Below are 24,776 nucleotides of genomic sequence, written 5' to 3' on the forward strand. Positions count from 1 at the left end.
GACAACTTTTTTCCCGGGCCTCTTCCAGGTGGTCGAAAACGGGCACGAGCACCGCCGCAACCCGCCGTCTGATAGATGTGGACGCCGCGTTGCGGCAGACTGCACCCCACACCCACCAGGCCGAGAACAGATACGGGACTTCGGACATGAGCGCCCCTACCTCAGGATCCGCCGGCGGCAGCCCCACGCCAGGCTTCTACCCGGACCCGTCCATCCCCGGCTACATCCGGTACTGGAACGGTGCCGCATGGGTGCCGGGCACCAGCCGGCCCGCCCCCGCCGAGGGCGAGGCGATGCCCGCCCCGCCACCCGGCGCCGCCCCGCCGGCCGCCGTCGAGGAGACCGGCCCGGTCTTCCTCGACGAGGAGGAACCCGCGGCCGGCACGGCACTCCCCGCGGTGCGCCGCAGCGCCGAGGTCGAGGCCCGGCAGGCCCCCGCCGCCTGGGACGACCCGGCCCGGCTGCACGGCAGCAGCCCGGAACCGGCCGCCTCCTGGCAGGCCGACGCCGCCCGGCAGAGCGGCTTCGCCGAGTCCGACCGCCGCATCTCCTGGGGCTCGCCCGACCAGGCGCCCCCGGGCACGCCGTCCGGCGCCGCCTCGTGGGGCGCGGTCCCCGCCCCGCGCGAGCAGCAGGCCGGCGACGTACCGGCCGCCGGCGACCTGCCCGCCACCTCCTCCCAGGCCACCCCCGCCCCGCGCGACCCCGACGCCCCCAGCGACGGGACCGTCGCCATCCGCGCCGTCAACCCGGCCGCCCGCCGCGCCCCGCACTCCGGCGACCAGGGCACCACGGCGATCCGCGCGGTACGGCCCGACGCGGACCGGCCCGCCGCCGGCAAGCCCGCCAAGGGCAACGAGACGATGGCCATCCGCGTCGCCGGCACCGGCCGTCCGCAGACCGGCGCCCCCGGCAACGCCGCGCCCCCGCAGCAGCTGCCCTCCGGCGGTGACCGGCCGCAGCAGGGCCGCCCGGCCCCGCACGGCCAGGCACCGGCGCAGCCCACCCCCGCACCGCAGCCGGCCCGGACACCGGACCGGGCACCCGCCCCGCCGTCGGTCCGGCAGGCGTCCGCGCCCCCGGCCGGCCTCCCGCCGCAGGGCGGCGCCGCGCCCGCCGCGCCCGCACCGCAGGGCGCCGCCCCCGAGGGCGTCATCCCCTGGAAGCCGCCGGCCGCCGACGACCCCTTCTTCGCCGCCGCACAGGCCGCCCAGGGCCACCCCGCCGCGCTCGGCCGTCGGCTCGCCGCCCGGCTGATCGACACCCTGGTGGTGGGCGCGGTCACCGCCGCGGTGGCCCTGCCCATGTGGGGCACCGTCACCGACCACATCGACGCCAAGGTCGAGGCGGCCAAGCAGTCCGGACGCCAGGTGACGGTGTATCTGGTCGACGGCACCACCGCCCCGGTCTTCGCCACGCTCCTCGCCGTCCTGCTGATCGGCGGCGCGCTCTACGAGGCGCTGCCGACCGTCAAGTGGGGCCGCACCCTGGGCAAGAAGCTGTGCGGCGTCCGGGTTCTGGACATCGAGAGCCACGACAGCCCGACGCTGGGCGCCGCCCTCAAGCGCTGGTTCGTCTACAGCGTGCTCGGCGTGCTGGCGGTCGGCGTCGTGAACGTGGTGTGGTGCCTCTTCGACCAGCCGTGGCGGCAGTGCTGGCACGACAAGGTCGCGCGCACCTTCGTCGCCTCCGGCTGACCCGACGGCGGCCCTCCCGTACGCCGAACGGACCTCGCCGGATGCGCCCGGCCGCGACAAGGGGTCGACTCGGGCCATGAGCACCGAGCAGCCCGGCAATGGCTCCTCTCGCAACAACGCACCGCAGGGCGGCGGCCCGGGAGGCGGCGGCACCCCGCCCCCGCCTCCCGGAGGCACCCCGCCGCCCCCTCCGGGTGGAACCCCGCCTCCGGGTGGAACCCCGCCTCCGGGTGGAACCCCGCCTCCGGGCGGAACCCCGCCGCCCGGCTACGGAGGAGGGCCGTACGGCGGCGCCCCGTATGCCGGTGACCCCTACGGCGGGCAGTACGGGGCGGCCGATCCGCTGGCCGGCATGCCGCCGCTGGCCAACCGCGGCCGGCGCCTGGTGGCGCGCATCATCGACGCCATCCTGATCGGTGTGCCGGTGTCCGTGATCATGACCCTGATCGTCGGCGGGGTGAACTACTTCAGCACCAGCAGCGTCGAGGCCGGCAAGCAGTCGACGGTCTCCGGCGTCACGATGCTCGCCTACCTGATCTACGAAGGGCTGATGCTCGCGAAGCGCGGGCAGACCGTCGGCAAGATGGCGATGAAGATCCGCGTCGCGATGCTCGCGAACGGCTCGATCCCGACCGCCCAGTCGGCCTGGATCCGGGCCGCGGTCTACACGCTGCCGGAGATCGTGCCGTGCTGCGGATTCATCTTCTGGCTGGTCAACGTCCTGTGGTGCACCTGGGACAAGCCGTACCGGCAGTGTCTGCACGACAAGGCGGCAAAGACCGTCGTCGTCTCCACGGAAACCGCCCCGGCAGGAGGCATGCCCCCGACGGCCTGACGCGCGCGGCGGCGCGGTGCCGCCCCCGGCCGGACGCCCTCAGCGGTGCGGTGCGCCCGCAGCGTGACGTCCCCAGCGGTGCGGTGTCGACGTCGTCAGCGTGAGTGCTCGCCGACCCGGGCCTCGGCCGCGGCGGCCCGCCCGGACAGGCGGCGCCGCGCCACACCCTCGTACGGCGCCGGTGCCGAACGCGCCGGCGCCGGCGTCGGTACGGCCGTCAACGGCGCGGGGGCGTCCGGGGAATCGGCCCGGACGACCTGCCGGCGGACCACCCGCGACACCCCGGGGACCGGCGCCGTCAGGGCGACCAGCAGGCCGAGCCCGAGCCCCGCAATGGCGATGACCGCGACCCCGATCCCGGTCTGCGTCTGCGAGAGCAGCAGCATCGCGAGGGTGGAGAGAAAGACGGTGGCCGAACCGTAGACGAGCTGGGTGGCAGTCGGACGAGGCATGGCGGAATCCGTCCTCGGAGGGTCGGCAGGGGTGTCGGTCAAGGGCGCGCCATCACACGAGCCTACGGTCCTTACTGCCCGAGCGGAACGCCAAGTAAGCGTGACCTAACCCACGGGGCGGGAGCACAGGGGGCGCACAACACCGCGCGCGTTCGAACACGCGCTGGTGTCATGGCTGTTCGGGCGGGGGCGCATGCCCGGCAGGCATATACGCCCGGCCCCTGCCACGCCACCGAAGGAAACTTCCGCGACCTCGCTCCGCGCTCTCTCCGCGGCCTCTCCGCGGCCGTTCTTCAGGTCGTCTTCCCCTGTCCGATAGCCGAAATTCGCGGGCCGGATAACGTACTTCGCTGACGTGGCCAAGTCAAGACCTGTCTTTTCCCCCGTACTTCCGGTCGAATGCCCTCGAACAGTGACCGTGTTCGATGGGGAGGACAGCGCCAAGTGAGAGACCACAGACGGATGTTCAGATCGGCCGCCCTGGCCACGGCGATCGCCGCGATCGGGGCGGCCGCTTTGTCTTCGGGGGTGGCCACGGCCGATGCGCCGGGGCCCTCGCCGGTAGCCAAGCGCCACGACCCGGCCCCCGAGCGGGCCGTGGACCACGACCTCAAGGGCCCCTTCAGCGACCAGCAGGCGGCCGAGCGCAAGGAAGCGCTCCAGCAGGTCATCTCCGGCGACGCCAAGACGACCGACCGGGGGGGCTCCAAGGTCGTCAAGCTCGGCAAGAGCAAGTACGTCGAGCTGGCCCGGCAGAAGACCGACAAGATCTTCACCATCCTCGTGGACTTCGGCGACAAGGTCGACGACACCACGATGTACGACCCGGACGGCGACGGACCCAAGCCTCCGGTCAAGAAGTACGGCGGCGACCCCGGCCCGGCGCACAACCGGATAGCCGAGCCGGACCGTGCCAAGGACAACAGCACGGCCTGGCAGAAGGACTTCAACCGGCAGCACTTCCAGGACCTCTACTTCTCCCACGACCGCAAGAAGCAGTCGCTCGCCAAGTACTACGAGAAGCAGTCCTCGGGCCGCTACTCCGTCAACGGCGAGGTCTCCGACTGGGTCAAGGTCGACTGGAACGAGGCCCGCTACGGTTCCAACTACTGCGGCCAGACCAACTGCGCCAGCGCCTGGGACCTGATCCGCGACGGCGTCAACCAGTGGGCCAAGGACCAGAAGGCCCAGGGCCGCACCGACGCCCAGATCAAGGCCGACCTCGCCAAGTACGACCAGTGGGACCGCTACGACCACGACGGCGACGGCAACTTCAACGAGCCCGACGGCTACATCGACCACTTCCAGATCGTGCACGCCGGCGAGGACGAGTCCGCCGGCGGCGGCGTCCAGAAGACCAACGCCATCTGGGCGCACCGCTGGTACGCGTACGGCACCGACGCCGGCAAGACCGGTCCGGGCGCCAACAAGGCGGGCGGCACCCAGATCGGTGACACCGGCATCTGGGTCGGCGACTACACCATGCAGCCGGAGAACGGCGGCCTCGGCGTCTTCGCCCACGAGTACGGCCACGACCTCGGCCTGCCGGACGAGTACGACACCACCGGCACCGGCGAGTCCTCCGTCGACTTCTGGTCGCTGATGTCGGGCGGCTCCTGGCTCGGCACCGGCAAGGACGCCATCGGCAACCTGCCCGGCGACATGAGCGCCTGGGACAAGCTGCAGCTGGGCTGGCTCAACTACGCCAAGGCCAAGGCGGCGACGAAGTCCACGCACAAGCTGGGCGTCGCCGAGTACAACACCAAGAACAAGCAGGCGGTGGTCGTCGAACTGCCCGCCAAGGCCGTCAAGACCGACGTCGTGGCGCCCGCCGAAGGCTCCAAGCAGTGGTGGAGCGGCATGGGCGACGACCTCAAGAACACCCTCACCCGTCCCGTCGACCTCACCGGCAAGGCCAAGGCGTCGCTGACGCTCAAGGGCTGGTGGGACATCGAGAAGGACTACGACTACCTCTACGCCGAGGTCTCCACCGACGGCGGCGCCAACTGGACCGCCCTGGACGGCACCGCGAACGGCAAGGCCATCCCGCGTGACGGCAGCGACAAGCCCGCCCTGACCGGCACCGTCGCCGCCTACCAGGACCTCAGCTACCCGCTGGACGCCTACGCGGGCAAGAAGATCGACCTGCGCTTCCGCTACCAGACCGACGGCGGCACCGCGGGGAAGGGCTTCGCGGCCGACACCGTCAGCGTCGTCGCCGACGGCAAGCCGCTGTTCAGCGACAACGCCGAGGGCGACGACAACGGCTGGACCAGCAAGGGCTTCTCGCGCATCGGCGCGTCCTTCACCAAGGACTACCCGCAGTACTACATCGCCGAGAACCGCCAGTACGTGTCGTACGACAAGACCCTCAAGGTCGGCCCGTACAACTTCGGCTGGACCACCGCCAAGCCCAGCTGGGTGGAGCACTTCCCCTACCAGAACGGCGTGCTGATCTGGCTGTGGGACACCTCGCAGGCCGACAACAACGTCGGGCAGCACCCCGGCCACGGGCAGATCCTCCCGGTCGACGCGCACCCGACGGCCGAGCACTGGGCGGACGGCAAGCTGATGCGCAACCGCTTCCAGTCCTACGACTCGACCTTCACCCGCTTCCGGACCGACGCCCTGACGCTCCACCGGGACGGCAAGCCGGTCACGATCACGTCGAAGAAGGGCGTGACGCTCTTCGACGACCGGAACGGCGTCTACTACGACACGTCGAACCCGACCGGCGGTGTGATCGTTCCTGACACCAACACCCGGATCAAGATCACCAAGGAGGCCAGGGACGGCTCCTCGGTGACGATCCAGGTCGGCCGCGCCGGTAAGTAAAAGATAAAAACTGCAGGTCAAGCGCAGATCGGCCGTTGCCCCCTAGCGGGCAGCGGCCGATTCGCGTTTAGATGCGTCCTGAAGTTCCTTGTTGACGCCAAGTCTCACGGGGGAGAAATGACCATGACCCGCGGCGGCTTCATCAGGCTTCCTGGCGGAAGCGTGGTGGTCGCCCTCTCACTGCCGAGACCGCCCCACGGGGCGCGGTCCGATCCGTACGACTGCGGCTGCCGGGTCCGGATCCTGGTGCACGCCGTGAACCGCCAGCGCGCCCTGACCAGGCTGCGCAACCTCGGCCTGCGCTCCGTCTACCTCCGCGGCAACAGCGCGCCGCCCACCCCGGACGAGATCACGGCGGTCCTGCACCACCCGGACGGCCTGGTCTGGCGCGAGGCCCCCGACGACGACACGGAGTCCTGGCACCCCATACGGGCCCTCTGGCGCGTCAACCAGGCCCGCGCCCGCACCGCCGCCCGCACCCCCGTCCCCGCGACGGACCTGCCCGTCCGCACGCCGGATCTGCCCGTCCCTTCGCCGGATCTGCCCGTCCGTACGCCGGACCGCCAGGGCACGCCGACCGGGAGCGGGGCCGGGGCTGGCCCTGTGGCCGGGCCCGGCGCCGGCCCTGGGGCCGGAAATGGAGCTGGGGCCGGCCGCGGCACCGGGCGTGGGGCCGGTCCGGCTGGTCCCATCGGCCCGGCTGGCCCCATCGGCCCGATCGGACCGGTCGAGGAGCGCGGCCGCGCGGCTTGAGCGGGGCCGGGGCTTGGCAGGGCGGCGGGGCCTGAGCGGGGGCCGCGGGGCTCGGCTGCGCGGCCTGGCTGCGCTGTGTGGCTGGTCTGCGCGGCCCGCCTGAGGGGCGCTTGAGGGCAGCTCATCGGGGGTGCCGGTGCCTGGCCGCGCGCTCGATCCGGTGGCGCACCTCCGCACCTCCACACCTCCACACCCGCTTCAGGTTCCGCCCGGCCCCCAGGGGGCCGGGCGGACGCGGAGGCCGCTCCAGTGGGCGCGTCAGCCGCTCATGACCACCGGCTTGCCGGTCAGCTCGGCGCCGGCCGCCCGCAGCTCCTCCAGCGCCCGCTCCGTCGTGTGTGCCATCACCCCGGCCGTCAGGTCCAGCAGGACGTGCGTCCGCAGCCCGGCCCGCAGGGCGTCCAGGGCGGTGGCGCGCACACAGTGATCGGTGGCGATGCCGACCACGTCGACCTCGGTGACGTCGTGCTGCCGCAGCCAGTCCGCGAGCGGGGTGCCGTTCTCGTCCGCGCCCTCGAAGCCGCTGTACGCGCCGCTGTGCGCGCCCTTGTCGAAGACCGCGTCGACCGCTCCGGAGGCGAGGGCCGGTGCGAAGTTGGGGTGGAAGCCGCTGCCTTCCGTTCCGGCGACGCAGTGCACCGGCCAGCTGTGCTCGTAGTCCGGGGTGTCGGAGAAGTGGTCGCCGGGGTCGATGTGGTGATCCCGGGTGGCCACGACGTGGCGGTAGCACCCGCCGGCCGCCTGCCCGATCAGATCGGTGATGGCCGCCGCGACATCCGCACCCCCCGCCACCGCGAGGCTGCCGCCCTCGCAGAAGTCGTTCTGTACGTCAACGACGATCAATGCCCGGTGCATGGTGCGTGCCTTCCGGCTGGAATCGGGTCCGGCTGAGAGCGGCCCTCCCGCCGGGAACGGGGCCCTGGAGACGGGCCCTGCCGGGGTGGGGGAGCGGCGCGGAGCGGTGGATTTGGCGGGGTCGCGGAGTGGTGGTGTGACCGAGGGTAGCCACTGGAGGGTGATTGCGGGAGTCTCCCACCACACCCCAGGATCGTCACTACGAAGAGTAATGAACCTCCGGAACTAATAACTCTCCGTAATCGTTGCCGAAAGTAGGAAGGAGGCGCACCCGGCACCCAGCAAGGCCCCACCCCGGACGTACGTACTCCGTAACGCCCCCAAGGCGTACTCCGTAACGCCATAACGTCCCGAGCCCCCCGCCCCCGGACGAACCCCGTAGAACCCGCCCCGACGCAGAGCCCTCCCCGACGAACTCCCCGAACCCCGCAGAACCCGCCCCGACCAACTCCACGAACCCCCTGATGCCCCGCCCCTCAGACGTACTCCGTGGGCAGTACCGGCTCCCCGCGCGAGAGCTGGGTCGCCGAGAGCGGCAGGCCGCTGCGGGCGGCGAAGTGCCGGTCGCGGGCGGCGTCCAGCGGTTCGCGGGCCACCACCGTGCCGTCGCTCACCAGCGGCACCTGGAGCTGGTGGTCGGTCAGCTCAGGGGGGACCGGACCGGTGCCGACGATCTCGGCCTCCGCCACGCCGTACTCGTCGAGCCGGCGGGCGGCCCACTTGCGGCCGCCGACGGAGGTCTTGGCGCCCATCGACTTCTTCGCGACCGGCCGCAGCGGGGCGTCCGGGGCGTCGCTGTCGGCGCGGGCGACCAGCTTGTAGACCATCGAACAGGTCGGATGGCCGCTGCCGGTGACCAGTTGGGTGCCGACGCCGTACGCGTCGACGGGGGCGGCGGCCAGCGAGGCGATGGCGTACTCGTCCAGGTCGCTGGTCACCACGATCTTGGTCTTCGTGGCACCCAGCTCGTCCAGCTGCTGGCGCACCCGGTGGGCGATCAGCAGCAGATCGCCGGAGTCGATCCGTACGGCGCCCAGGTTCGGGCCGGCCACCTCCACTGCGGTGCGGACCGCCTCGGTGACGTCGAAGGTGTCCACGAGGAGGGTGGTGCCGCTGCCGAGGGTCTGGACCTGGGCGGTGAAGGCGTCCCGCTCGGTGTCGTGCAGCAGGGTGAAGGCGTGCGCGCTGGTGCCGACGGTGGGGATGTTGTAGCGGAAGCCGGCCGCCAGGTCGGAGGTGGTGTGGAAGCCGCCGACGTACGCGGCCCGGGAGGCCGCCACCGCCGCGAGTTCGTGGGTGCGGCGGGCGCCCATCTCCATCAGCGGGCGCGCGCCGGCCGCCACCGACATCCGGGAGGCGGCCGCGGCCACCGCGGAGTCGTGGTTGAGGATCGAGAGGATCACCGTCTCCAGGAGGACCGCCTCGGCGAAGGTGCCCTCGACCCGCATGATCGGCGAGCCGGGGAAGTAGACCTCGCCCTCCGGGTAGCCCCAGATGTCGCCGCGGAAGCGGAAGTCGGCCAGCCAGTCGAGCGTCGGCCCGTCGAGGATGGCGCGCTCGCGGAGGAAGCCGAGGATCGTCTCGTCGAAGTGGAAGTTCTCCACGGCGTCCAGCACCCGGCCGGTGCCGGCCACCACGCCGTAGCGGCGGCCCTCGGGGAGCCGGCGGGTGAAGACCTCGAACACCGAGCGCCGGTCGGCGGTGCCGGACCGCAACGCGGCCTGCAGCATGGTGAGTTCGTACTGGTCGGTGAAGAGCGCAGTCGACGGCACGGCCACCGGCAGCCCCAGGTCTGCTGTGTTCATGGGGGAGATGCTACCCCCAATACTCGTCACTTTGACGATAGTAGGTCCGGGCCGCCGGGGAGGTGGATCGTGGCGAGGGTGGGCGGCACGCCGACGCGGCCTGTGCGAGGGGCATTTGTGCACCGCCCGCCCCCGGGTGGCAGCATGGGGCCTGTGAGCGCCCACCCGTCACCCACGATCACGCTCCGACCGCACCACTGCACACTCAGTGTCCCGGTCGAGATCGAGCGTCCCGAGTCGAGCGAGGCTCCCTTCGAGGTTCCCGAACCCGATGTCCCGTGGGTCACGATCGTCCACAACGACCCCGTCAACCTCATGAGCTACGTCTCCTATGTCTTCCAGACGTACTTCGGCTACTCGAAGGACAAGGCGCACCAGCTGATGCTCGACGTGCACCACAAGGGCCGCGCGGTGGTCTCCAGCGGCAGTCGCGAGGAAATGGAGCGGGACGTGCAGGCCATGCACGGCTACGGTCTGTGGGCGACCCTCCAGCAGGACCGCCGATGACCGGGCACTTCGAGCCGCTGCCGGACGGCGGCGCCGCCGTACCGCTCGACGAGGTCGAGATCTCCATCCTGCGCAGCCTCGCGGTCCAGCTGATCGAGCTGGTCGGGCCGGGCGAGGAGGGGACGGACAGCGAGAGCGACGACCTGCTGGCGTCGGTGTTCAACGACGGCCCCAGCGAGCCGCCCGCGGACCCGGTCCTGGCCCGGCTCTTCCCGGACGCGTACGGCGGTCCCGACCTCGTGCCGGACGACGACGTGCGCGCCGCGGCCGCGGAGTTCCGCCGCTTCACCGAGAACGACCTGCGCTCCCGCAAGCGTGAGGACGCCCTGGCGCTGATCCGCGCGCTGGACACGCTCTCGCCGTCCGGCGGGGAGGCCGTGCTGCGCCTGAAGCCCGACGAGTGCCGGCAGTGGCTGGGTGCCCTCAACGACCTGCGGCTGGCCATCGGTACCCGGCTGGAGGTCACCGACGAGGAGGACGGGGGCGAGCTGCTGCGGCTGCCGGACAGTGATCCGCGCAAGCCGATGGTGATGGCTTACCTCTGGCTGGGCGGGCTCCAGGAGACCCTCGTCGAGTCGCTGACGGGCTGATCGACGGGCTGAAGGCGGATATGTCCGGGCGTATCGCCCGGCGCGTCGGCGTGAAGTGTTCGCGTGGCGTTCGCTCAGCGGATGCTCAAATCCGGATAACGATCGCGTCACACCCACCCATGTATTTCGCTGGCTTCTGCGTCATTTGTCCGTATTTCCCGTTGGTGTGACGCAGGTCATCCCTAGGCGATCAAGGAAGCGCCGTGTTAAATGTTCACGACCTGCCGTGAGTGACGCCACCCCTGTCGCTACGGGAGCGCTTAGCCGGCCGACCGTCGGCGTGCAGGAACTCCATCCGGGGGGATCGGGACCCGATCCGGACAGACCGGGTCGGTATGGAGAAAGGCGCACCACTCATGACCTCTGTGCAGGTCGACAAGCAACACGACGACGGCAACGAGGCAGCTGCAAAAGCCCCCGAAGAGGGTTATCAGCGGGGTCTGGGAAACCGTCAGATCCAGATGATCGCCATTGGTGGCGCCATCGGTACCGGCCTCTTTCTGGGCGCCGGCAAGGCGATCTCCATGGCCGGGCCGAGCATCATCCTCGCCTACGCCATCGTGGGTCTGGTCATCTTCTTCATCATGCGGGCCCTGGGCGAACTGCTCATGTACCGGCCGGTCTCCGGCTCGTTCTCGGAGTACGGCCGTGAATTCCTCGGCCCGTTCATCGGCTTTGTGACCGGCTGGACGTACTGGCTTTTCTGGGTTGTCACCGGCATTACCGAAGTGACCGCCGCGGCCACCTATGTCCAGTACTGGAACAAGGGCATACCGCAATGGATCTCGGCGCTGGTCTTCACCGTCGCGCTCTTCGGTATCAACCTGATCTCCGTGAAGATCTTCGGTGAACTGGAATTCTGGTTCTCGATGGTCAAGGTCACCGCGATCGTCGGCATGATCCTGATCGGTCTCGGCGTGATCACCCTCGGCTTCTCCAACGCCGGTGACACCGCCTCCTTCACCCTTCTGTGGTCCCACGGCGGCTTCTTCCCCAAGGGCATCGGCGGCACGCTGATGACGCTGCAGATCGTGATGTTCGCCTTCCTCGCCGTCGAGCTCGTCGGCGTCACCGCGGGCGAGGCGACCAACCCGAAGAAGGTCCTGCCCAAGGCGATCAACACGGTGCCGTGGCGGATCGGCCTCTTCTACATCGGTGCGCTGATCATCATCCTGTCCGTCGTCAGCTGGACGGCCTTCAAGCCGGGCGTCAGCCCCTTCGTCGCCGCCTTCCAGCAGATCGGCCTGCCGGCCGGCGCGGGCATCGTCAACTTCGTCGTGCTGACGGCCGCGCTCTCCTCGGCCAACTCCGGCATGTACTCCACCGGCCGGATGCTGCGCGACCTCGCGCTCAACGGCCAGGGCCCGAAGTTCTTCACCAAGCTCAGCAAGAACGGCCTGCCCACCTGGGGCACCGGCGTCTCGGTCGGCATGATGCTGTTCGGCGTCTGGATCAACTACCAGTGGCCCGGCGAGGCGTTCAACTACGTCGTCTCCTTCGCCACCATCTCCGGTATGTGGGCCTGGATCGTCATCCTCGCCTCCCAGCTGCGCTACCGCGCCAAGGCCAACCGCGGTGAGCTGCCGCAGTCCGAGTTCAAGGCCCCCGGCAGCCCCTACACCTCGATCTTCGCGCTGGCCTTCATCGCCATGGTGATCGTGATGATGGGCGTCGACCCGGACGCCCGGATCTCGCTCTACGCGGCCCCCCTGTGGGCGCTGATCCTGGGCGTGGGCTACCTGTGCATCAAGCGCAAGGAAGCGGCGAACGGCGCGGGCGCCGCGCCGCAGGAAGCCGCCGCCAAGGGCGTCGACAAGGGCTGACGCCCAGCCGCCTGTCCAGTATGCGGGCCGGTCCGTACCACTCCTCGGTACGGATCGGCCCGCATGCTTATTCTTGGCGCCATGCTGACCCTCACCAAGGTCCTCCACGACCAGATCGTCGAGCACGCCCGCCAGGACCACCCCGACGAGGCGTGCGGTGTGGTCGCCGGCCCGGCGGGCACCGGCCGCCCCGAGCGGTTCATTCCGATGCTGAACGCCGCCCGCTCGCCCACGTTCTACGAATTCGACTCCTCGGACCTGCTCCGGCTCTACCGCGAGATGGACGACCGGGACGAGGAGCCGGTGATCATCTACCACTCGCACACCGCCACCGAGGCGTACCCGTCGCGCACCGACATCTCCTACGCGAACGAGCCCGGCGCGCACTACGTCCTGGTCTCCACCGCCGACACCGACGACGCCGGGCCCTTCCAGTTCCGCTCCTTCCGGATCGTCGACGGCGTGGTCACCGAGGAGGACGTCGAGGTCGTCGCGGAGTACTCCTGACCTGCTCGGCGCCCGCACCGCAAGATCGCGTCCCAACTGGCGTACACCAAACGTCCGTATGGTGGGACGAGGTTCCAATACCCGGACCGGGAATCGATACGATGACCGCATGGTTGACCACGACGTGAGCGAGAAGAGGCCGGGCATGCTGCTGCACGCTCCGCTCGCCACGCGTCGCTCCGCATCCGCCCTGCTGGGCGCGTTCGGCTGCGGAGCCGCACGGCTGCACGTGGATCTGTGCCGCCTGTCCAGCGCCATCTGTCCGCGCTGCGCCGCCGTCTGACCCGGACCGCACCGGGCGCCGCGCGGCGCGCCGCCACCCGCACCTTCCCGCGTCACCCGACGCCCCCGGCACGCCGCATCGCCGTGCAACGGGACGCACAGCACCCGCCCCGCACTCACTCCGACAGGAGCACTCCCCATGGCCATCGAGGTCCGCATCCCGACCATCCTGCGCACGTACACCGACGGCCAGAAGGCCGTCGACGGCAGCGGCGACACCCTCGCCGACCTCTTCGCCGACCTGGACAGCCGGCACGCCGGCATCCGTGAGCGCCTCGTCGACGGCGAGCAGCTGCGCCGGTTCGTGAACGTCTACCTCAACGACGAGGACGTGCGCTTCCTCGACGGCATCTCCACCAAGCTCGCCGACGGCGACAGCGTCACGATCCTCCCGGCCGTGGCCGGCGGAATGGTCTGACGGTGCGGTACGACTCCCCGCTGGCGGCGGTCGGGAACACCCCTCTCGTCCGCCTCCCGCGCCTCTCGCCCTCCGACGACGTCCGCATCTGGGCGAAGCTGGAGGACCGCAACCCCACGGGCTCCGTCAAGGACCGGCCCGCGCTGCACATGGTCGAACAGGCCGAGAAGGACGGCCGGCTCACCCCCGGCTGCACCATCCTCGAACCGACCAGCGGCAACACCGGCATCTCGCTCGCCATGGCGGCCAAGCTCAAGGGCTACCGCATGGTGTGCGTCATGCCGGAGAACACCTCCTCCGAGCGGCGCGAGCTGCTCGCCATGTGGGGCGCCGAGATCATCTCCTCGCCCGCGGCCGGCGGCTCCAACACCGCCGTCCGCGTGGCCAAGGAGCTCGCCGCCGAGCACCCCGACTGGGTCATGCTCTACCAGTACGGGAACCCCGACAACGCCGGTGCGCACTACGCCACCACCGGCCCGGAGATCCTCGCCGACCTGCCCTCGATCACCCACTTCGTGGCGGGCCTGGGCACCACCGGCACCCTGATGGGCGTCGGCCGCTATCTGCGCGAGCAGGTGCCCGGCGTCCAGATCGTCGCCGCCGAACCGCGCTACGACGACGTGGTCTACGGCCTGCGCAACCTCGACGAGGGCTTCATCCCCGAGCTCTACGACGAGTCCGTGCTCACCACCCGCTTCTCGGTCGGTTCCGAGGACGCGGTGCGCCGCACCCGTGAACTCCTCGCCGAGGAAGGCATCTTCGCGGGCATCTCCACCGGCGCGGCGCTGCACGCCGCGATCGGCGTGGGCCGGAAGGCGGTCAAGGCCGGCGTGGGCGCCGACATCGTCTTCGTCGTCGCCGACGGCGGCTGGAAGTACCTCTCCACCGGCGTCTACACCGCGGAGTCGACCGAGGCGGCGATCGCGACGCTGCACGGTCAGCTGTGGGCGTAGGCGTCTGACGGCGCCGCCCCGGGCCGCCCCGGCCGGCCGTGCCGCCGGCTCCTCCCGCCGTCGTGGCTCCCGCCGCGGCGGCGGGCCTGTTTGCGGGGCCGGGCCGTTCGTCGGGCTCACTCGTTCGCGGGGCCGGGGCCGTTCGCGACCGGCCCGGGCGGCCGCCGGGACCGACCCGGGCAGGCGTCAGGGCCGCAAATGATGCCCGGCGCCGCGGTGCGTGGTCACAATGGCCAGGGGCCGGCACAGGACGAGGCGGCGACGGCCCCTGCGTACGGGCGTACGGGGGGTCAGCCCGGACTGGTGATTCCGCCCACAGCTCGCCCCGCCGGAGGACCCTCACGCCCTTTTGCGCCTTACGCTCGTGGGCACCGCACAGACCGCCAGGACCCGGCACAACCCGGCAAGTCCCCCGCCGGGAAGACCCGCATGGACCTTCCCCAAGCTCTCAACGGTGTTCGAGCAGGGGGAGACCCCTATACCGCCGCCCCCGCCCACGGAGGTTCACGCCCGCATGAAGCTCACTGTCGTCGGATGCTCGGGGTCGTTCCCTTCCATGGAATCGGCCTGCTCGAGCTACCTCCTGGAGGCCGACGGCTTCAGGCTGCTCCTCGACATGGGCAACGGAGCCCTGGGCGAGCTGCAGCGCCACTCCGGGCTCTACGAGCTCGACGCCGTACTGCTGTCGCATCTGCACGCCGACCACTGCATCGACCTGTGCGGCTACTTCGTGGTGCGCTACTACCGCCCCGACGGCGGGCGCTGCGCGCCGATGCCGGTCTACGGGCCGGCCGGCACCGAGCGCCGGCTGACCGTGGCGCACGCCGATCTGCCGCACGACGGCGCGATGAGCGAGGTCTTCGAATTCCGGACGCTCGCGCCGGGCACCTTCGGCATCGGGCCGTTCTCGGTGCGTACGGAGCGGGTCAGCCATCCCGTGGAGGCGTTCGGGTTCCGTATCGAGCACAACGGGAGCTCGCTGACGTACTCCGGTGACACCGGCAGCTGCGAGGCGCTGGACGACCTCGCGGCCGGCACCGACTTCTTCCTGTGCGAGGCGTCCTTCACGTACGGCAAGGAGGACATCCCGGACCTGCACCTCAACGGGCGGGAGGCCGGGGAGCACGCCCGGCGGGCGGGCGCCGGCCGGCTGGTGCTGACCCACATCCCGCCGTGGACGGACCCGGACATCAACATCCGCGACGCGCAGAAGGTCTACGACGGGCCGGTCGAGGTGGCCAAGGCGGGCGCGGTCTACGAGATCTGAGCGCCGCCGCGCGGGCGCGCCCGCGACGAGCGCCGACGCACGTACGACGAAGGGCCCCGGAACCGTGGGTACGGTTCCGGGGCCCCTGCCGTGGGCCGCGGCGGCCCGTGCGGCGTGACGCCTACGCCTACGCCTGCGCCTTACGCCTTCGTCAGGTCCTCGAGCTCTTCCTCGGGCTCCCGGCCCGGGGTGGTGAGGTTGAACTTGGAGATCGCGAAGCGGAAGAGCACGTAGTAGATGACCGCGAACACCAGGCCGATCGGGATGATCATCCAGGGCTTGGTGGCGAGGGACCAGTTCATCCCGTAGTCGATGGCGCCGGCCGAGAAGGTGAAGCCGTCGTGCACGCCGAGTGCCCAGGTCACGGCCATCGACAGGGCGGTCAGCACCGCGTGGATCGCGTAGAGCACCGGCGCGATGAACATGAACGAGAACTCGATCGGCTCGGTGATGCCGCAGACGAACGAGGTCAGTGCCAGCGAGATCATCATGCCCAGGACGGCCTTGCGGCGCTCGGGGCGGGCGGCGTGCGCGATGGCCAGCGCGGCGGCCGGCAGGCCGAACATCATGATCGGGAAGAAGCCGGACATGAACTGTCCGGCGGACGGGTCGCCGGCGAAGAAGCGGCCGATGTCGCCGTGCGCGACCTTGCCCGCGGCGTCGGTGAAGTCACCGAGCTGGAACCACGAGACGGTGTTGACGAACTGGTGCATGCCGATGGGCAGCAGTGCGCGGTTGATCAGGCCGAACAGGCCGGAGCCGGCGGCGCCCAGGCCGGTCATCCACTCGCCGAAGCTGGAGATGGCGTTGCCGACGGGCTCCCAGATCAGCAGGAAGAGCACGCCGACGGCGGTGCCCACGAACGCCATGATGATCGGGACCAGCCGGCGGCCGTTGAAGAAGCCCAGCCAGTCGACGAGCCTCTTGCGGTGGTAGCGCTGCCACAGCACCGCGGCGAGCAGGCCCATGATGATGCCGCCGAGGACGCCGGGGTTGTTGAGGACCGGCTCGACCCACTTGCCCTTTTCGATGTGGCCTTCCGTGACCGGGAACGCCTTGAGGACATTGCTGTAGACCAGGAAGCCGACCAGGGCGGCGAGCGCCGTCGAGCCGTCGGCCTTCTTCGCGAAGCCGATGGCCACACCGATGCAGAACAGCAGCGGCAGGTTGTCGAAGACCGCGCCGCCGGCCGCGGCGAAGACCTTGCTGACGTCGATCCAGCCCAGGCCCTTCTCGCCGAAGACGTCCGGCTGGCCGAGGCGGTTGAGGATGCCCGCGGCGGGCAGGACGGCGATCGGCAGCTGGAGGCTGCGGCCGATCTTCTGCAGGCCCTGGAACAGGCCGGAGCCCCGCTTCTTCGCGGGAGCCGCCTTTTCGGCGGTGGCCGAACTCATCGGATTCCTCCTGGTGAGGCGGGCACTCGGAGAGGGGGGACGGCCCGCTTGTTGGTCTACACCTTGGTCTACACCACTGGTGGTTTAGACCATTCTTAGCACGGAGCCCGGGCACAAAGGAATCCATTCTTCCAAGTGGTGTGGACCACGCGACGACCGGCCCCCGTACAGCGCCGCGGGAAAAGCGGTAGCGGGCAGTGACAGCCCGTACCGAAGCCCAGGTCGGGGCTACTTCACGTTCTCCCGCTCCATGGCGTCCCCCACCTCGTCCGGCTCACGCCCCGGCGTCTGCAGATCGAACACCGTGATCGCGAAACGGAAGACCGCGTAATAGACCGCCGCGAAACCCAGACCCAGCGGAATGATCAGCCACGGCTTGGTCGCCAGCCCCCAGTTGATGACGTAGTCGATCAGCCCCGCCGAGAAGCTGAAGCTGTCGTGCACCCCCAGCGCCCAGCTCACCGCCATCGACACACCCGTCAGCACCGCATGGATCGCGTACAGCAGCGGGGCGACGAACAGGAACGAGTACTCGATCGGCTCGGTCACCCCCGTCACGAACGAGGTCAGCCCGACCGACAGCATCATCCCCGCGATCTCCTTGCGGCGGTGCGGCCGCGCACAGTGCGCGATCGCCAGCGCCGCCGCCGGCAGCGCGAACATCATGATCGGGAAGAAGCCCGTGGTGAACTGCCCGGCATCCGGATCCCCCGCCAGGAACCGGTTGATGTCGCCGTGCACGACCGTGCCGTCCGGCTTGGTGAAACTGCCGAACTGGAACCAGACGAACGTGTTCAGGAACTGGTGCAGACCCACCACCAGCAGCGCACGGTTCGCCACCCCGAAAACCCCCGCCCCCCAGGAACCCAGCGCCGAGAGCCACTCACTGAAACTCGTCAGCGCCGCACCGATCGGCTGCCAGACGAACAGGCACAGCACCGCGAAGACCAGCCCGACGAACGCCATGATGATCGGGACCAGCCGTCGGCCGTTGAAGAAACCCAGCCAGTCCACCAGCTTCACCCGGTGAAAACGCTGCCAGAGCCAGGCCGAGAGAAAACCCATCACGATGCCGCCGAAAACCCCCGGATTCTGGTACGCGGCCTGCGTGACCGCCGCCTTCGAATCCACACAGACCCCGCTCCACAGCCCCGCCTGCGTATACCTCTGCCCCGGGGTGCAGCCGGAAGGAAAGGCGTGCAGCACCGAGAAATAGACCAGGAAACCCGCCACCGCGGCCAGCGCCGTCGACCCGTCCGCCTTCTTCGCCATGCCGATCGCCACACCGACGCAGAACAGCAGCGGCAGCCCCAGCCCCGAATCCAGCAGCGCCCCGCCCGCCGCCGCGAACACCTTCGCCACCGCGTCCCAGCCCAGCCCCTTCGCGCCGAACACATCCGGCTGGCCCAGACGGTTGAGGATGCCCGCGGCGGGCAGAACGGCAATCGGCAGCTGCAGACTGCGCCCCATCTTCTGCAGGCCCTGGAAGAGGGAGGACGCCCAGCTCCCGCGCGGTGCCGCCGCTGCGTCCGAACTCATCTGCGTCCTTTCGGCAGTCGGCCCGTCGACAGCCGGCCTGAAGCGTGCCGCATACTGGTGGTGTAGACCACTCGGCGGGCTCCGGACACCCTCCCCGGCCGTCCGGCGCGCGCCGCGGTGATCGCCATCTGGTGATCGCCATCCTTCGCCAGGAAGCGGACAAACGCCCACATAGTTGGGCTGAACGTGCGTTACCGTGTGAAATCCGCGCGGCTGAACGGCCGGCGGCCGAGACAAGCAGGAGTGGACATGGCCACCAAGGCTGAGAAGATCGTCGCCGGGCTCGGCGGACTCGACAACATCGAAGAGGTCGAGGGCTGCATCACCCGCCTCCGCACCGAAGTCAACGACGCCTCCCTGGTCGACGAGGCCGCCCTCAAGGCCGCCGGCGCCCACGGCGTCGTCAAGATGGGCAACGCGATCCAGGTCGTCATCGGCACCGACGCCGACCCCATCGCCGCCGAAATCGAAGACATGATGTGAGCAGCTGAGCCCCCGAGCCGGCGCAGGCCGCTCCCGCTCAGCCCACGGACCGAAGGCCCTTCCCCGGACGACCGACCGCCCGGAGAAGGGCCTTCGCCGTTGCCGATAGGGTCTACGCCATGTCTCGCATCGACGGCCGCACCCCCGAACAGCTCCGCCCGGTCACCATCGAACGCGGCTGGAGCAAGCACGCCGAAGGCTCCGTCCTCATCTCCTTCGGCGACACCAAAGTCTTCTGCACCGCCTCCGTCACCGAAGGCGTCCCCCGCTGGCGCAAGGGCACCGGCGAAGGCTGGGTCACCGCCGAATACTCGATGCTGCCCCGCTCCACCAACACCCGCGGCGACCGCGAATCCGTACGCGGCAAGATCGGCGGCCGCACCCACGAAATCAGCCGCCTCATCGGCCGCTCCCTGCGCGCCGTCATCGACTACAAGGCCCTCGGCGAGAACACCATCGTCCTCGACTGCGACGTCCTCCAGGCCGACGGCGGCACCCGCACCGCCGCCATCACCGGCGCCTACGTCGCCCTCGCCGACGCCATCGCCTGGGCCCAGGGCAAGAAGCTCATCAAGCACGGCCGCAAGCCCCTCACCGGCACCGTCTCCGCGGTCAGCGTCGGCATCGTCGACGGCACCCCGCTCCTCGACCTCTGCTACGAGGAAGACGTCCGCGCCGAGACCGACATGAACGTCGTCTGCACCGGCGACGGCCGCTTCGTCGAGGTCCAGGGCACCGCCGAGGCCGAGCCCTTCGCCCGCGACGAACTCAACGCCCTCCTCGACCTCGCCGTCGCCGGCTGCGCCGACCTCGACGCCGCCCAGCGCGCGGCACTCGCCCGCACCCTCTGAACACACCGCACGCGCGACACACGGCACAGGGCACAGGACACAGGGCGCAAGGCGCAGGGGGGCTCGGCGGGCACAACGGCACACCCGCCGCCCGCCGAACCTCCCCTGTGCCCCCTTGTGACCCTTTTCTCATGCGGCGTCCGCCTCTGGAAAAGCCGCCCCGGCACCCGCACCGTGGACCCATGCCCACGACAGCCACCGCAGCCCGCGCCCGCCCCGGCACCCGCACCGGCGGCCCCAAGGACGACTCCACCCTCCTCGAACACCTCGCCGGCTGGACCCTCGTCGTCGTGCTCGCCATGCTGCTCACCCAGACCGGCCTCGTCTGACACCTGGCCGAACCCCGCCCACGGCCGCCACCCCCGGGCAACCAAACACCCCCACCCCGCGTTTCTTCCTTTGCCCGAGCATGACCCGAAGGAAGGAACCGGCCCATGGCCCCCCGCACGCCCCGCACCCGCCGCACCGCGGCCCCCGCGCTCGCCGCCTTAGCCGCCGCGACCCTCGCGATACCGGTGCTCTCCGGCTGCGGAGCGGTCCAGAAGGCCGTGGACTGCGCCAAGACCGCCACCTCCGTCGTCAACGCCGCCGACAAACTCCAGCAGGCCGCGGACAACGCCCTCATCGATCCCAAGAAGACCCAGCAGGCCCTCGACAACATCGACAGCAACCTGCGGAAGCTCAGCGACGAGGCGAGCGACCCCGAACTGTCCAAGGCCGTCGACAAGGCCAACAAGGGCATCAAGGACGCCCGCAAAGCCATCGAGAACAACAAGGCCCCCGACATCCAGCCGATCGTCGACGGCGCCGGCGAGATGACCAAAATCTGCACCCCCGGCTGACCGGGATAATCAGGTCCCATGCAGTCACACACCGGCGGCCACCCCACGAGCCCCCGCCGCCTCATCCTCGCCACCCGTAACGCCGGCAAGATCGGCGAACTCCACGCCATCCTGGAAGCGGCCGGCCTCGACGTCGAACTCGTCGGCGCCGACGCCTACCCCGACGTCCCCGACGTGAAGGAAACCGGCGTCACCTTCGCGGAGAACGCCCTCCTCAAGGCCCACGCGCTGGCCCGGGCCACCGGCCACCCCGCCGTCGCCGACGACTCCGGCCTCTGCGTCGACGTCCTCGGCGGCGCGCCCGGGATCTTCTCCGCCCGCTGGGCCGGCAGTCACGGCGACGACCGGGCCAACCTCGCGCTGCTCCTGGCCCAGCTCTCCGACATCGCCGACGAACACCGCGCCGCCCACTTCGCCTGCGCCGCGGCGCTCGCCCTCCCCGACGGCACCGAGCGCGTCGTCGAGGGCACGCTGGAGGGCACCCTCCGCCGCACCCCCGTCGGCACCGGCGGCTTCGGCTACGACCCCGTCCTCCAGCCCCTCGGCGAGACCCGCACCTGCGCCGAACTGACCCCCGCCGAGAAGAACGCCATCAGCCACCGCGGCAAGGCGTTCCGGGCGTTGGCACCGGTGGTGCGGGAGTTGCTGGGCTGAGGCGCCGGGAACACGCGCGCACGGAAACGGCCTGCGAATCGTAAATTTCGATTCGCAGGCCGTAAGCCTGTGCGGCCGGAGGGACTCGAACCCTCAAGGGATTTCTCCCACAGCATCCTAAGTGCTGCGCGTAGGCCAATTCCGCCACGGCCGCCAGCCACCAGTCATCGTACCGGCCCGGCGATGGTGCGGTCGGGTATGGGCGGGTGGTCCTTGCGGTCACTGGGGACGGCGGCCGCCACGGCACCAAGTAGTCGTGATCGCGTGACAGTTGGGGCACAGCAACCGCAGGTTCTCGCGGCGGTTGTCGCGCCAGTCCCCGTTGATGTGGTCGACCTCAAGGGTCATGGGCCTTCCGAGCCACTCGGAACCGACACCGCACGTGACGCACTCCTCGGGTACGCCGACTTCGCGGAGAGCACGGCGGAGCAGAGGGGTTCGCGTCCGGTACTTCCCGTCGTGCGTGACCAAGATGTCTTCCGGGCGCTTGACAGGAACCACGCCCGGCTTGCCACGCTGATGTGCCTGCCCCAGGAAGTGGGAGGTGTCGAGACCGTCCTGGGCCACCCATGTGTGGAACAGGGCGCGCGATGTGCTGCTGTACGGTTCCTGCCCGAGTGCGCGGAGAGCGCCGGCGATGGATGTCGCCTCCTGGACGGCGCGGCGTAGCTCGTCGGCGGGCGGCTTGGCGGGTGTCCTGGTGGCCCGCATCTGGCGTGGAATGTGTGAGACATCGATCTCGAAGTGGTCGAAGCGCCGGAACAGATAGCCTCGGAGCTTGCCGTACGGCCGGGTGCCCAAGAAGGCGATGACCTCGTCGATGTCGGAACACTGAGCGGCAGCTTCGCTGAGCCGCTCGCGGGTGTACTGCACGCCGCGCCTCATGCAGCGGCATCCCTGGTGCGTCCCTTGCCGCGCCCGCGGTAAGTGTCCGTCGTCGAGTGGCAGTTGGGGCAGAGTAACCGCAGGTTGTCGATGCGGTTGTCTCGCCAGTTGCCGTCGATGTGGTCGACCTCGAGCGACAGCGGGTGCCCTCGCCAGACCGCTTCCGTGCCGCAGTGTGCACATCGTTCAGGGATGCCCAGAGCCGTCATTGCCCACTTGAGGCGGTCGCTCGGGATGCGCCGGGCCTGCGTGGCGGACTGCTCGACCAGCAGAGCCTCGGGTTTCCGGCGACGCCAGGGCCTGCCTCGTCGGGTAGGCGGCGCAAAGTGCGAGGTATCGATCCCGTACGCCTTGATACGCCGCGCGATGTTGGTCTGGTGGCCACCCACGCAATCGAGCCCCAGTCGGCGTACGACCTCGTTCACGCTCGTGGACGCGGCGACCACCGGTTCGAGGATCTCCTTCGTCCACCTGGCCCCCTCCCGTTCGAAGTGCGACGTGTCCACCCCCAGCTTCCTCATCCGCTCCCTGAGGTAGGTCCGAGTCGAACTCCGCGGATCCACCCCCAACTTCCCCACCGCCTCCGACAACGTCCGCGACGACGACGCCGCGGCCTCCAGTCGCTCCCTGGTGTACGGACTCACCGGCATGTACGCCACCCCCTCCGGCGCCGGAACCGCCCCGACGCCCTCTCGAACAGACCAACGATCGAACGCGGGGGCGGTTACGCGGGGTGAGAGGGCGGAAAGGGAAGAGGCCCCGGGGAAGGGGGTCCGGGGCCTCTTGTTCGGGGGATGCTCAGAAGCGGGGTTCCTGGGTTTGGGCGGTGATGAGTTCCACGGCCTCTTCCTTGGTGGCCACGGAGGGCGGGGAGCCTTCCAGGGGCTGCTGGGCGGTCTCCTTCATGCAGGCGACGGCGATGACGCCGACGAGGGCGGCGCCCATCGTGTAGTAGGCGGGGACCATCACGTTCTTGTCGAAGGCGTCCATGAGGGCGGTGATCACCAGGGGGGTGGTGCCGCCGAAGAGGGAGACGGCCAGGTTGTAGCCGATGGAGAGGGAGCCGTAGCGGACGCTGGTGGGGAAGAGGGCGGGGAGGGCGGCGGACATGGTGCCCAGGAGGCAGACCAGGGAGAGGCCGAGGAGGGCCATGCCGCCGCAGACGGCGAGCAGGGAGCCCTGCTTGACCAGGAGGAACGCGGGGATGGCGAAGAGGAAGAAGCCGAGCATGCCGGTCATCAGCAGGGGCTTGCGGCCGTAGCGGTCGTTGAGCTTGCCGACGCTGCTGATGACGAACATCAGGACGACCATGGTGGCGAGGAGGATCAGCAGGCCGTGGGACTCCTCGTAGTGGAGGGCGTCCGTGAGGTACGTCGGCATGTACGACAGCAGCATGTAGTCGGTGATGTTGTAGGCGCCGACCAGGGCGATGCAGAGGATGAGGGTGGGCCACTGCTGGGCGAAGATCTCGCCGAGCTTCTTCTTCGGGGCGTTCTCCGAGAGGTGGGAGAACTCCGCTTCGGCCTCGACGACGGAGCCCGAGGCGTTGTGGGTGTGGGCGGCCTCGAACTTCTGGAACGCGGGGGTCTCGTCGAGCTTGATCCGCAGGTAGAGGCCGACCAGGCCGAGCGGGCCGGCGATCAGGAAGGGCAGGCGCCAGCCCCAGGTGAGCATGGTCTCGTCGCCGAGCACGGTGTTGAGGAGCAGCACGATGCCGGCGGCGCCGGTGTAGCCGATGAGGGTGCCCATCTCCAGGAAGCTGCCGAAGTAGCCGCGCTTCTTGTCGGGGGCGTATTCGGCGATGAAGGTGGAGGCGCCGCCGTATTCGCCGCCGGTGGAGAAGCCCTGGATGATGCGGAAGGCGATGAGCAGGGCGGGGGCTCCGAAGCCGATGGTGGCGTAGGAGGGGATCAGGCCGATGCAGAAGGTGCCGACCGCCATCATGATCATGGTGAGGGCGAGGACTTTCTTGCGGCCGACGCGGTCGCCGAGGGGGCCGAAGTAGGCGCCGCCGAGGGGGCGTACGAGGAAGGCCACGGCGAAGGTGGCGAAGGAGGACAGCAGGCTGGTGGTGTCGCTGCCGCCGGGGAAGAAGACCTTGCCGATGGTGACCGCGAGGTAGCTGTAGATGCCGAAGTCGAACCATTCCATGGCGTTGCCGAGGGCCGCGGCCTTCACGGCGCGTTTGACGACGCGCTCGTCGGTGACGGTGATGTCGGTGCGGCGCAGTTTGGGATTTTTGCGCCGGGCGACGGCACGGAAGAGCACCCGGTGGCGCTTGTGTGCTTCTCGGTCCTGTTCGGGAGCGAGATCGGCGTCGGTGCTGCCGTTCGGCACGGGGCGTCCTCTCGGTCGGTCGGCGCGGGCTGCGCGTGGTGTCGACAGGTACGCCTGCACGGTCGCGCGCGAGTCAAACCAATCTCGCCGAATATCGCGAGGTAGGTCACGTGCGGGTGCGCCGTACGGGGTGTGGTGGGCGCGGCGCGCCAGGGGTGCGGCAGGGCTTGTTACAGGACTGGTACACAGCCGCGCGGTCCTCGCAGTATTCG

General features: G+C 70.1%; 25 protein-coding genes and 1 tRNA gene. 17 read left to right on the plus strand and 9 right to left on the minus strand.

Annotated features, from left to right (window positions below; genetic code table 11):
- The first annotated feature begins 146 nt into the window (after window positions 1-146).
- Both OO62_RS17695 and OO62_RS41550 read left to right on the plus strand, forming a co-directional pair.
- The gene (locus OO62_RS17695) at window positions 147-1,697 is read left to right on the plus strand and encodes an RDD family protein (RefSeq protein ID WP_033268402.1); all 1,551 of its coding nucleotides are present in this window, start codon (window positions 147-149) and stop codon (window positions 1,695-1,697) included.
- A gap of 352 nt (window positions 1,698-2,049) precedes the next feature.
- The gene (locus tag OO62_RS41550) at window positions 2,050-2,532 is read left to right on the plus strand and encodes an RDD family protein (protein ID WP_033268403.1); all 483 of its coding nucleotides are present in this window, start codon (window positions 2,050-2,052) and stop codon (window positions 2,530-2,532) included.
- A 95-nt stretch (window positions 2,533-2,627) separates the two neighbouring features.
- On the opposite strand, the gene OO62_RS17705 is transcribed toward OO62_RS41550, so the two are convergent.
- A complete protein-coding gene (locus tag OO62_RS17705; RefSeq protein WP_033268404.1) occupies window positions 2,628-2,984 on the minus strand; it encodes a hypothetical protein in 357 nt (118 codons plus the stop codon).
- A gap of 444 nt (window positions 2,985-3,428) precedes the next feature.
- On the opposite strand from OO62_RS17705, the gene OO62_RS17710 reads away from it, so the two are divergent.
- Together OO62_RS17710 and OO62_RS41745 are read left to right on the plus strand one after the other, a co-directional pair.
- The gene (locus tag OO62_RS17710; protein ID WP_106974867.1) at window positions 3,429-5,819 is read left to right on the plus strand and encodes an immune inhibitor A domain-containing protein; all 2,391 of its coding nucleotides are present in this window, start codon (window positions 3,429-3,431) and stop codon (window positions 5,817-5,819) included.
- 117 nt (window positions 5,820-5,936) lie between these two features.
- Window positions 5,937-6,572 (plus strand): hypothetical protein, encoded by a 636-nt coding sequence (locus OO62_RS41745; protein WP_398742170.1) that lies wholly within the window; start codon window positions 5,937-5,939, stop codon window positions 6,570-6,572.
- Between the two features lie 258 nt (window positions 6,573-6,830).
- Here the strand turns inward: OO62_RS41745 and OO62_RS17720 are convergent, their stop codons facing one another.
- On the minus strand, window positions 6,831-7,427 hold the full coding sequence (locus tag OO62_RS17720; protein WP_033268406.1) for an isochorismatase family protein: 597 nt from the start codon (window positions 7,425-7,427) through the stop codon (window positions 6,831-6,833).
- A 476-nt stretch (window positions 7,428-7,903) separates the two neighbouring features.
- Complete coding sequence (locus tag OO62_RS17725) at window positions 7,904-9,232, minus strand: nicotinate phosphoribosyltransferase (protein WP_033268407.1); 1,329 nt, start codon at window positions 9,230-9,232, stop codon at window positions 7,904-7,906.
- Between the two features lie 153 nt (window positions 9,233-9,385).
- On the opposite strand from OO62_RS17725, the gene clpS reads away from it, so the two are divergent.
- From clpS to OO62_RS17760, 8 genes are all read left to right on the plus strand, one after another.
- Window positions 9,386-9,739, plus strand: coding sequence for an ATP-dependent Clp protease adapter ClpS (gene clpS / locus OO62_RS17730; protein ID WP_051733358.1), 354 nt, complete (start codon window positions 9,386-9,388; stop codon window positions 9,737-9,739).
- Window positions 9,736-10,329, plus strand: coding sequence for a DUF2017 domain-containing protein (locus OO62_RS17735; protein WP_033268408.1), 594 nt, complete (start codon window positions 9,736-9,738; stop codon window positions 10,327-10,329). The genes clpS and OO62_RS17735 overlap by 4 nt, the downstream gene beginning before the upstream one ends.
- 356 nt (window positions 10,330-10,685) lie before the next feature.
- Entirely contained in the window at window positions 10,686-12,152 is a 1,467-nt protein-coding gene (locus OO62_RS17740; protein WP_033268409.1) for an amino acid permease, read from the plus strand.
- 81 nt (window positions 12,153-12,233) lie between these two features.
- Complete coding sequence (locus OO62_RS17745) at window positions 12,234-12,659, plus strand: M67 family metallopeptidase (RefSeq protein ID WP_033268410.1); 426 nt, start codon at window positions 12,234-12,236, stop codon at window positions 12,657-12,659.
- 109 nt (window positions 12,660-12,768) lie between these two features.
- Entirely contained in the window at window positions 12,769-12,942 is a 174-nt protein-coding gene (locus OO62_RS37990) for a putative leader peptide (RefSeq protein WP_173675728.1), read from the plus strand.
- A 138-nt stretch (window positions 12,943-13,080) separates the two neighbouring features.
- On the plus strand, window positions 13,081-13,359 hold the full coding sequence (locus OO62_RS17750; protein WP_033268411.1) for a MoaD/ThiS family protein: 279 nt from the start codon (window positions 13,081-13,083) through the stop codon (window positions 13,357-13,359).
- A gap of 2 nt (window positions 13,360-13,361) precedes the next feature.
- Window positions 13,362-14,312 (plus strand): PLP-dependent cysteine synthase family protein, encoded by a 951-nt coding sequence (locus OO62_RS17755; RefSeq protein WP_033268412.1) that lies wholly within the window; start codon window positions 13,362-13,364, stop codon window positions 14,310-14,312.
- Between the two features lie 514 nt (window positions 14,313-14,826).
- Window positions 14,827-15,579 carry an MBL fold metallo-hydrolase gene (locus tag OO62_RS17760; RefSeq protein WP_033268413.1) on the plus strand — a complete coding sequence of 251 codons (753 nt, stop codon included), beginning with the start codon at window positions 14,827-14,829 and terminating at the stop codon, window positions 15,577-15,579.
- Between the two features lie 140 nt (window positions 15,580-15,719).
- On the opposite strand, the gene OO62_RS17765 is transcribed toward OO62_RS17760, so the two are convergent.
- Complete coding sequence (locus tag OO62_RS17765) at window positions 15,720-16,973, minus strand: PTS transporter subunit EIIC (RefSeq protein WP_033268414.1); 1,254 nt, start codon at window positions 16,971-16,973, stop codon at window positions 15,720-15,722.
- A 228-nt stretch (window positions 16,974-17,201) separates the two neighbouring features.
- A complete protein-coding gene (locus tag OO62_RS17770) occupies window positions 17,202-18,512 on the minus strand; it encodes a PTS transporter subunit EIIC (RefSeq protein ID WP_033268415.1) in 1,311 nt (436 codons plus the stop codon).
- A gap of 249 nt (window positions 18,513-18,761) precedes the next feature.
- Between OO62_RS17770 and OO62_RS17775 the strand changes: the two genes are divergently transcribed.
- The 5 genes from OO62_RS17775 to rdgB all read left to right on the plus strand — a co-directional run bounded on the left by OO62_RS17775 (window position 18,762) and on the right by rdgB (window position 21,342).
- A complete protein-coding gene (locus OO62_RS17775) occupies window positions 18,762-18,995 on the plus strand; it encodes a PTS sugar transporter subunit IIB (RefSeq protein WP_033268416.1) in 234 nt (77 codons plus the stop codon).
- A 119-nt stretch (window positions 18,996-19,114) separates the two neighbouring features.
- Window positions 19,115-19,846, plus strand: coding sequence for a ribonuclease PH (gene rph, locus OO62_RS17780; RefSeq protein WP_033268417.1), 732 nt, complete (start codon window positions 19,115-19,117; stop codon window positions 19,844-19,846).
- Window positions 19,847-20,028: 182 nt separating this feature from the next.
- Window positions 20,029-20,175 (plus strand): SCO1431 family membrane protein, encoded by a 147-nt coding sequence (locus OO62_RS38975; protein ID WP_157850152.1) that lies wholly within the window; start codon window positions 20,029-20,031, stop codon window positions 20,173-20,175.
- Between the two features lie 105 nt (window positions 20,176-20,280).
- Window positions 20,281-20,688, plus strand: a complete 408-nt coding sequence (locus OO62_RS17785) for a hypothetical protein (RefSeq protein ID WP_033268418.1) — start codon at window positions 20,281-20,283, stop codon at window positions 20,686-20,688.
- Window positions 20,689-20,706: 18 nt separating this feature from the next.
- A complete protein-coding gene (rdgB, locus tag OO62_RS17790) occupies window positions 20,707-21,342 on the plus strand; it encodes an RdgB/HAM1 family non-canonical purine NTP pyrophosphatase (protein WP_051733359.1) in 636 nt (211 codons plus the stop codon).
- 70 nt (window positions 21,343-21,412) lie between these two features.
- On the opposite strand, the gene OO62_RS17795 is transcribed toward rdgB, so the two are convergent.
- The 4 genes from OO62_RS17795 to OO62_RS17810 form a co-directional block, all read right to left on the minus strand.
- A tRNA-Leu gene (locus tag OO62_RS17795) sits at window positions 21,413-21,496 on the minus strand.
- Between the two features lie 65 nt (window positions 21,497-21,561).
- Window positions 21,562-22,215, minus strand: a complete 654-nt coding sequence (locus tag OO62_RS17800) for an HNH endonuclease signature motif containing protein (RefSeq protein ID WP_078617219.1) — start codon at window positions 22,213-22,215, stop codon at window positions 21,562-21,564.
- A gap of 8 nt (window positions 22,216-22,223) precedes the next feature.
- Complete coding sequence (locus tag OO62_RS17805) at window positions 22,224-22,877, minus strand: HNH endonuclease signature motif containing protein (RefSeq protein ID WP_033268480.1); 654 nt, start codon at window positions 22,875-22,877, stop codon at window positions 22,224-22,226.
- 148 nt (window positions 22,878-23,025) lie between these two features.
- On the minus strand, window positions 23,026-24,564 hold the full coding sequence (locus tag OO62_RS17810; RefSeq protein ID WP_033268420.1) for an MFS transporter: 1,539 nt from the start codon (window positions 24,562-24,564) through the stop codon (window positions 23,026-23,028).
- Window positions 24,565-24,776: the final 212 nt, after the last annotated feature.

The organism is Streptomyces lydicus (assembly GCF_000717345.1).
Taxonomy (GTDB): domain Bacteria; phylum Actinomycetota; class Actinomycetes; order Streptomycetales; family Streptomycetaceae; genus Streptomyces; species Streptomyces lydicus.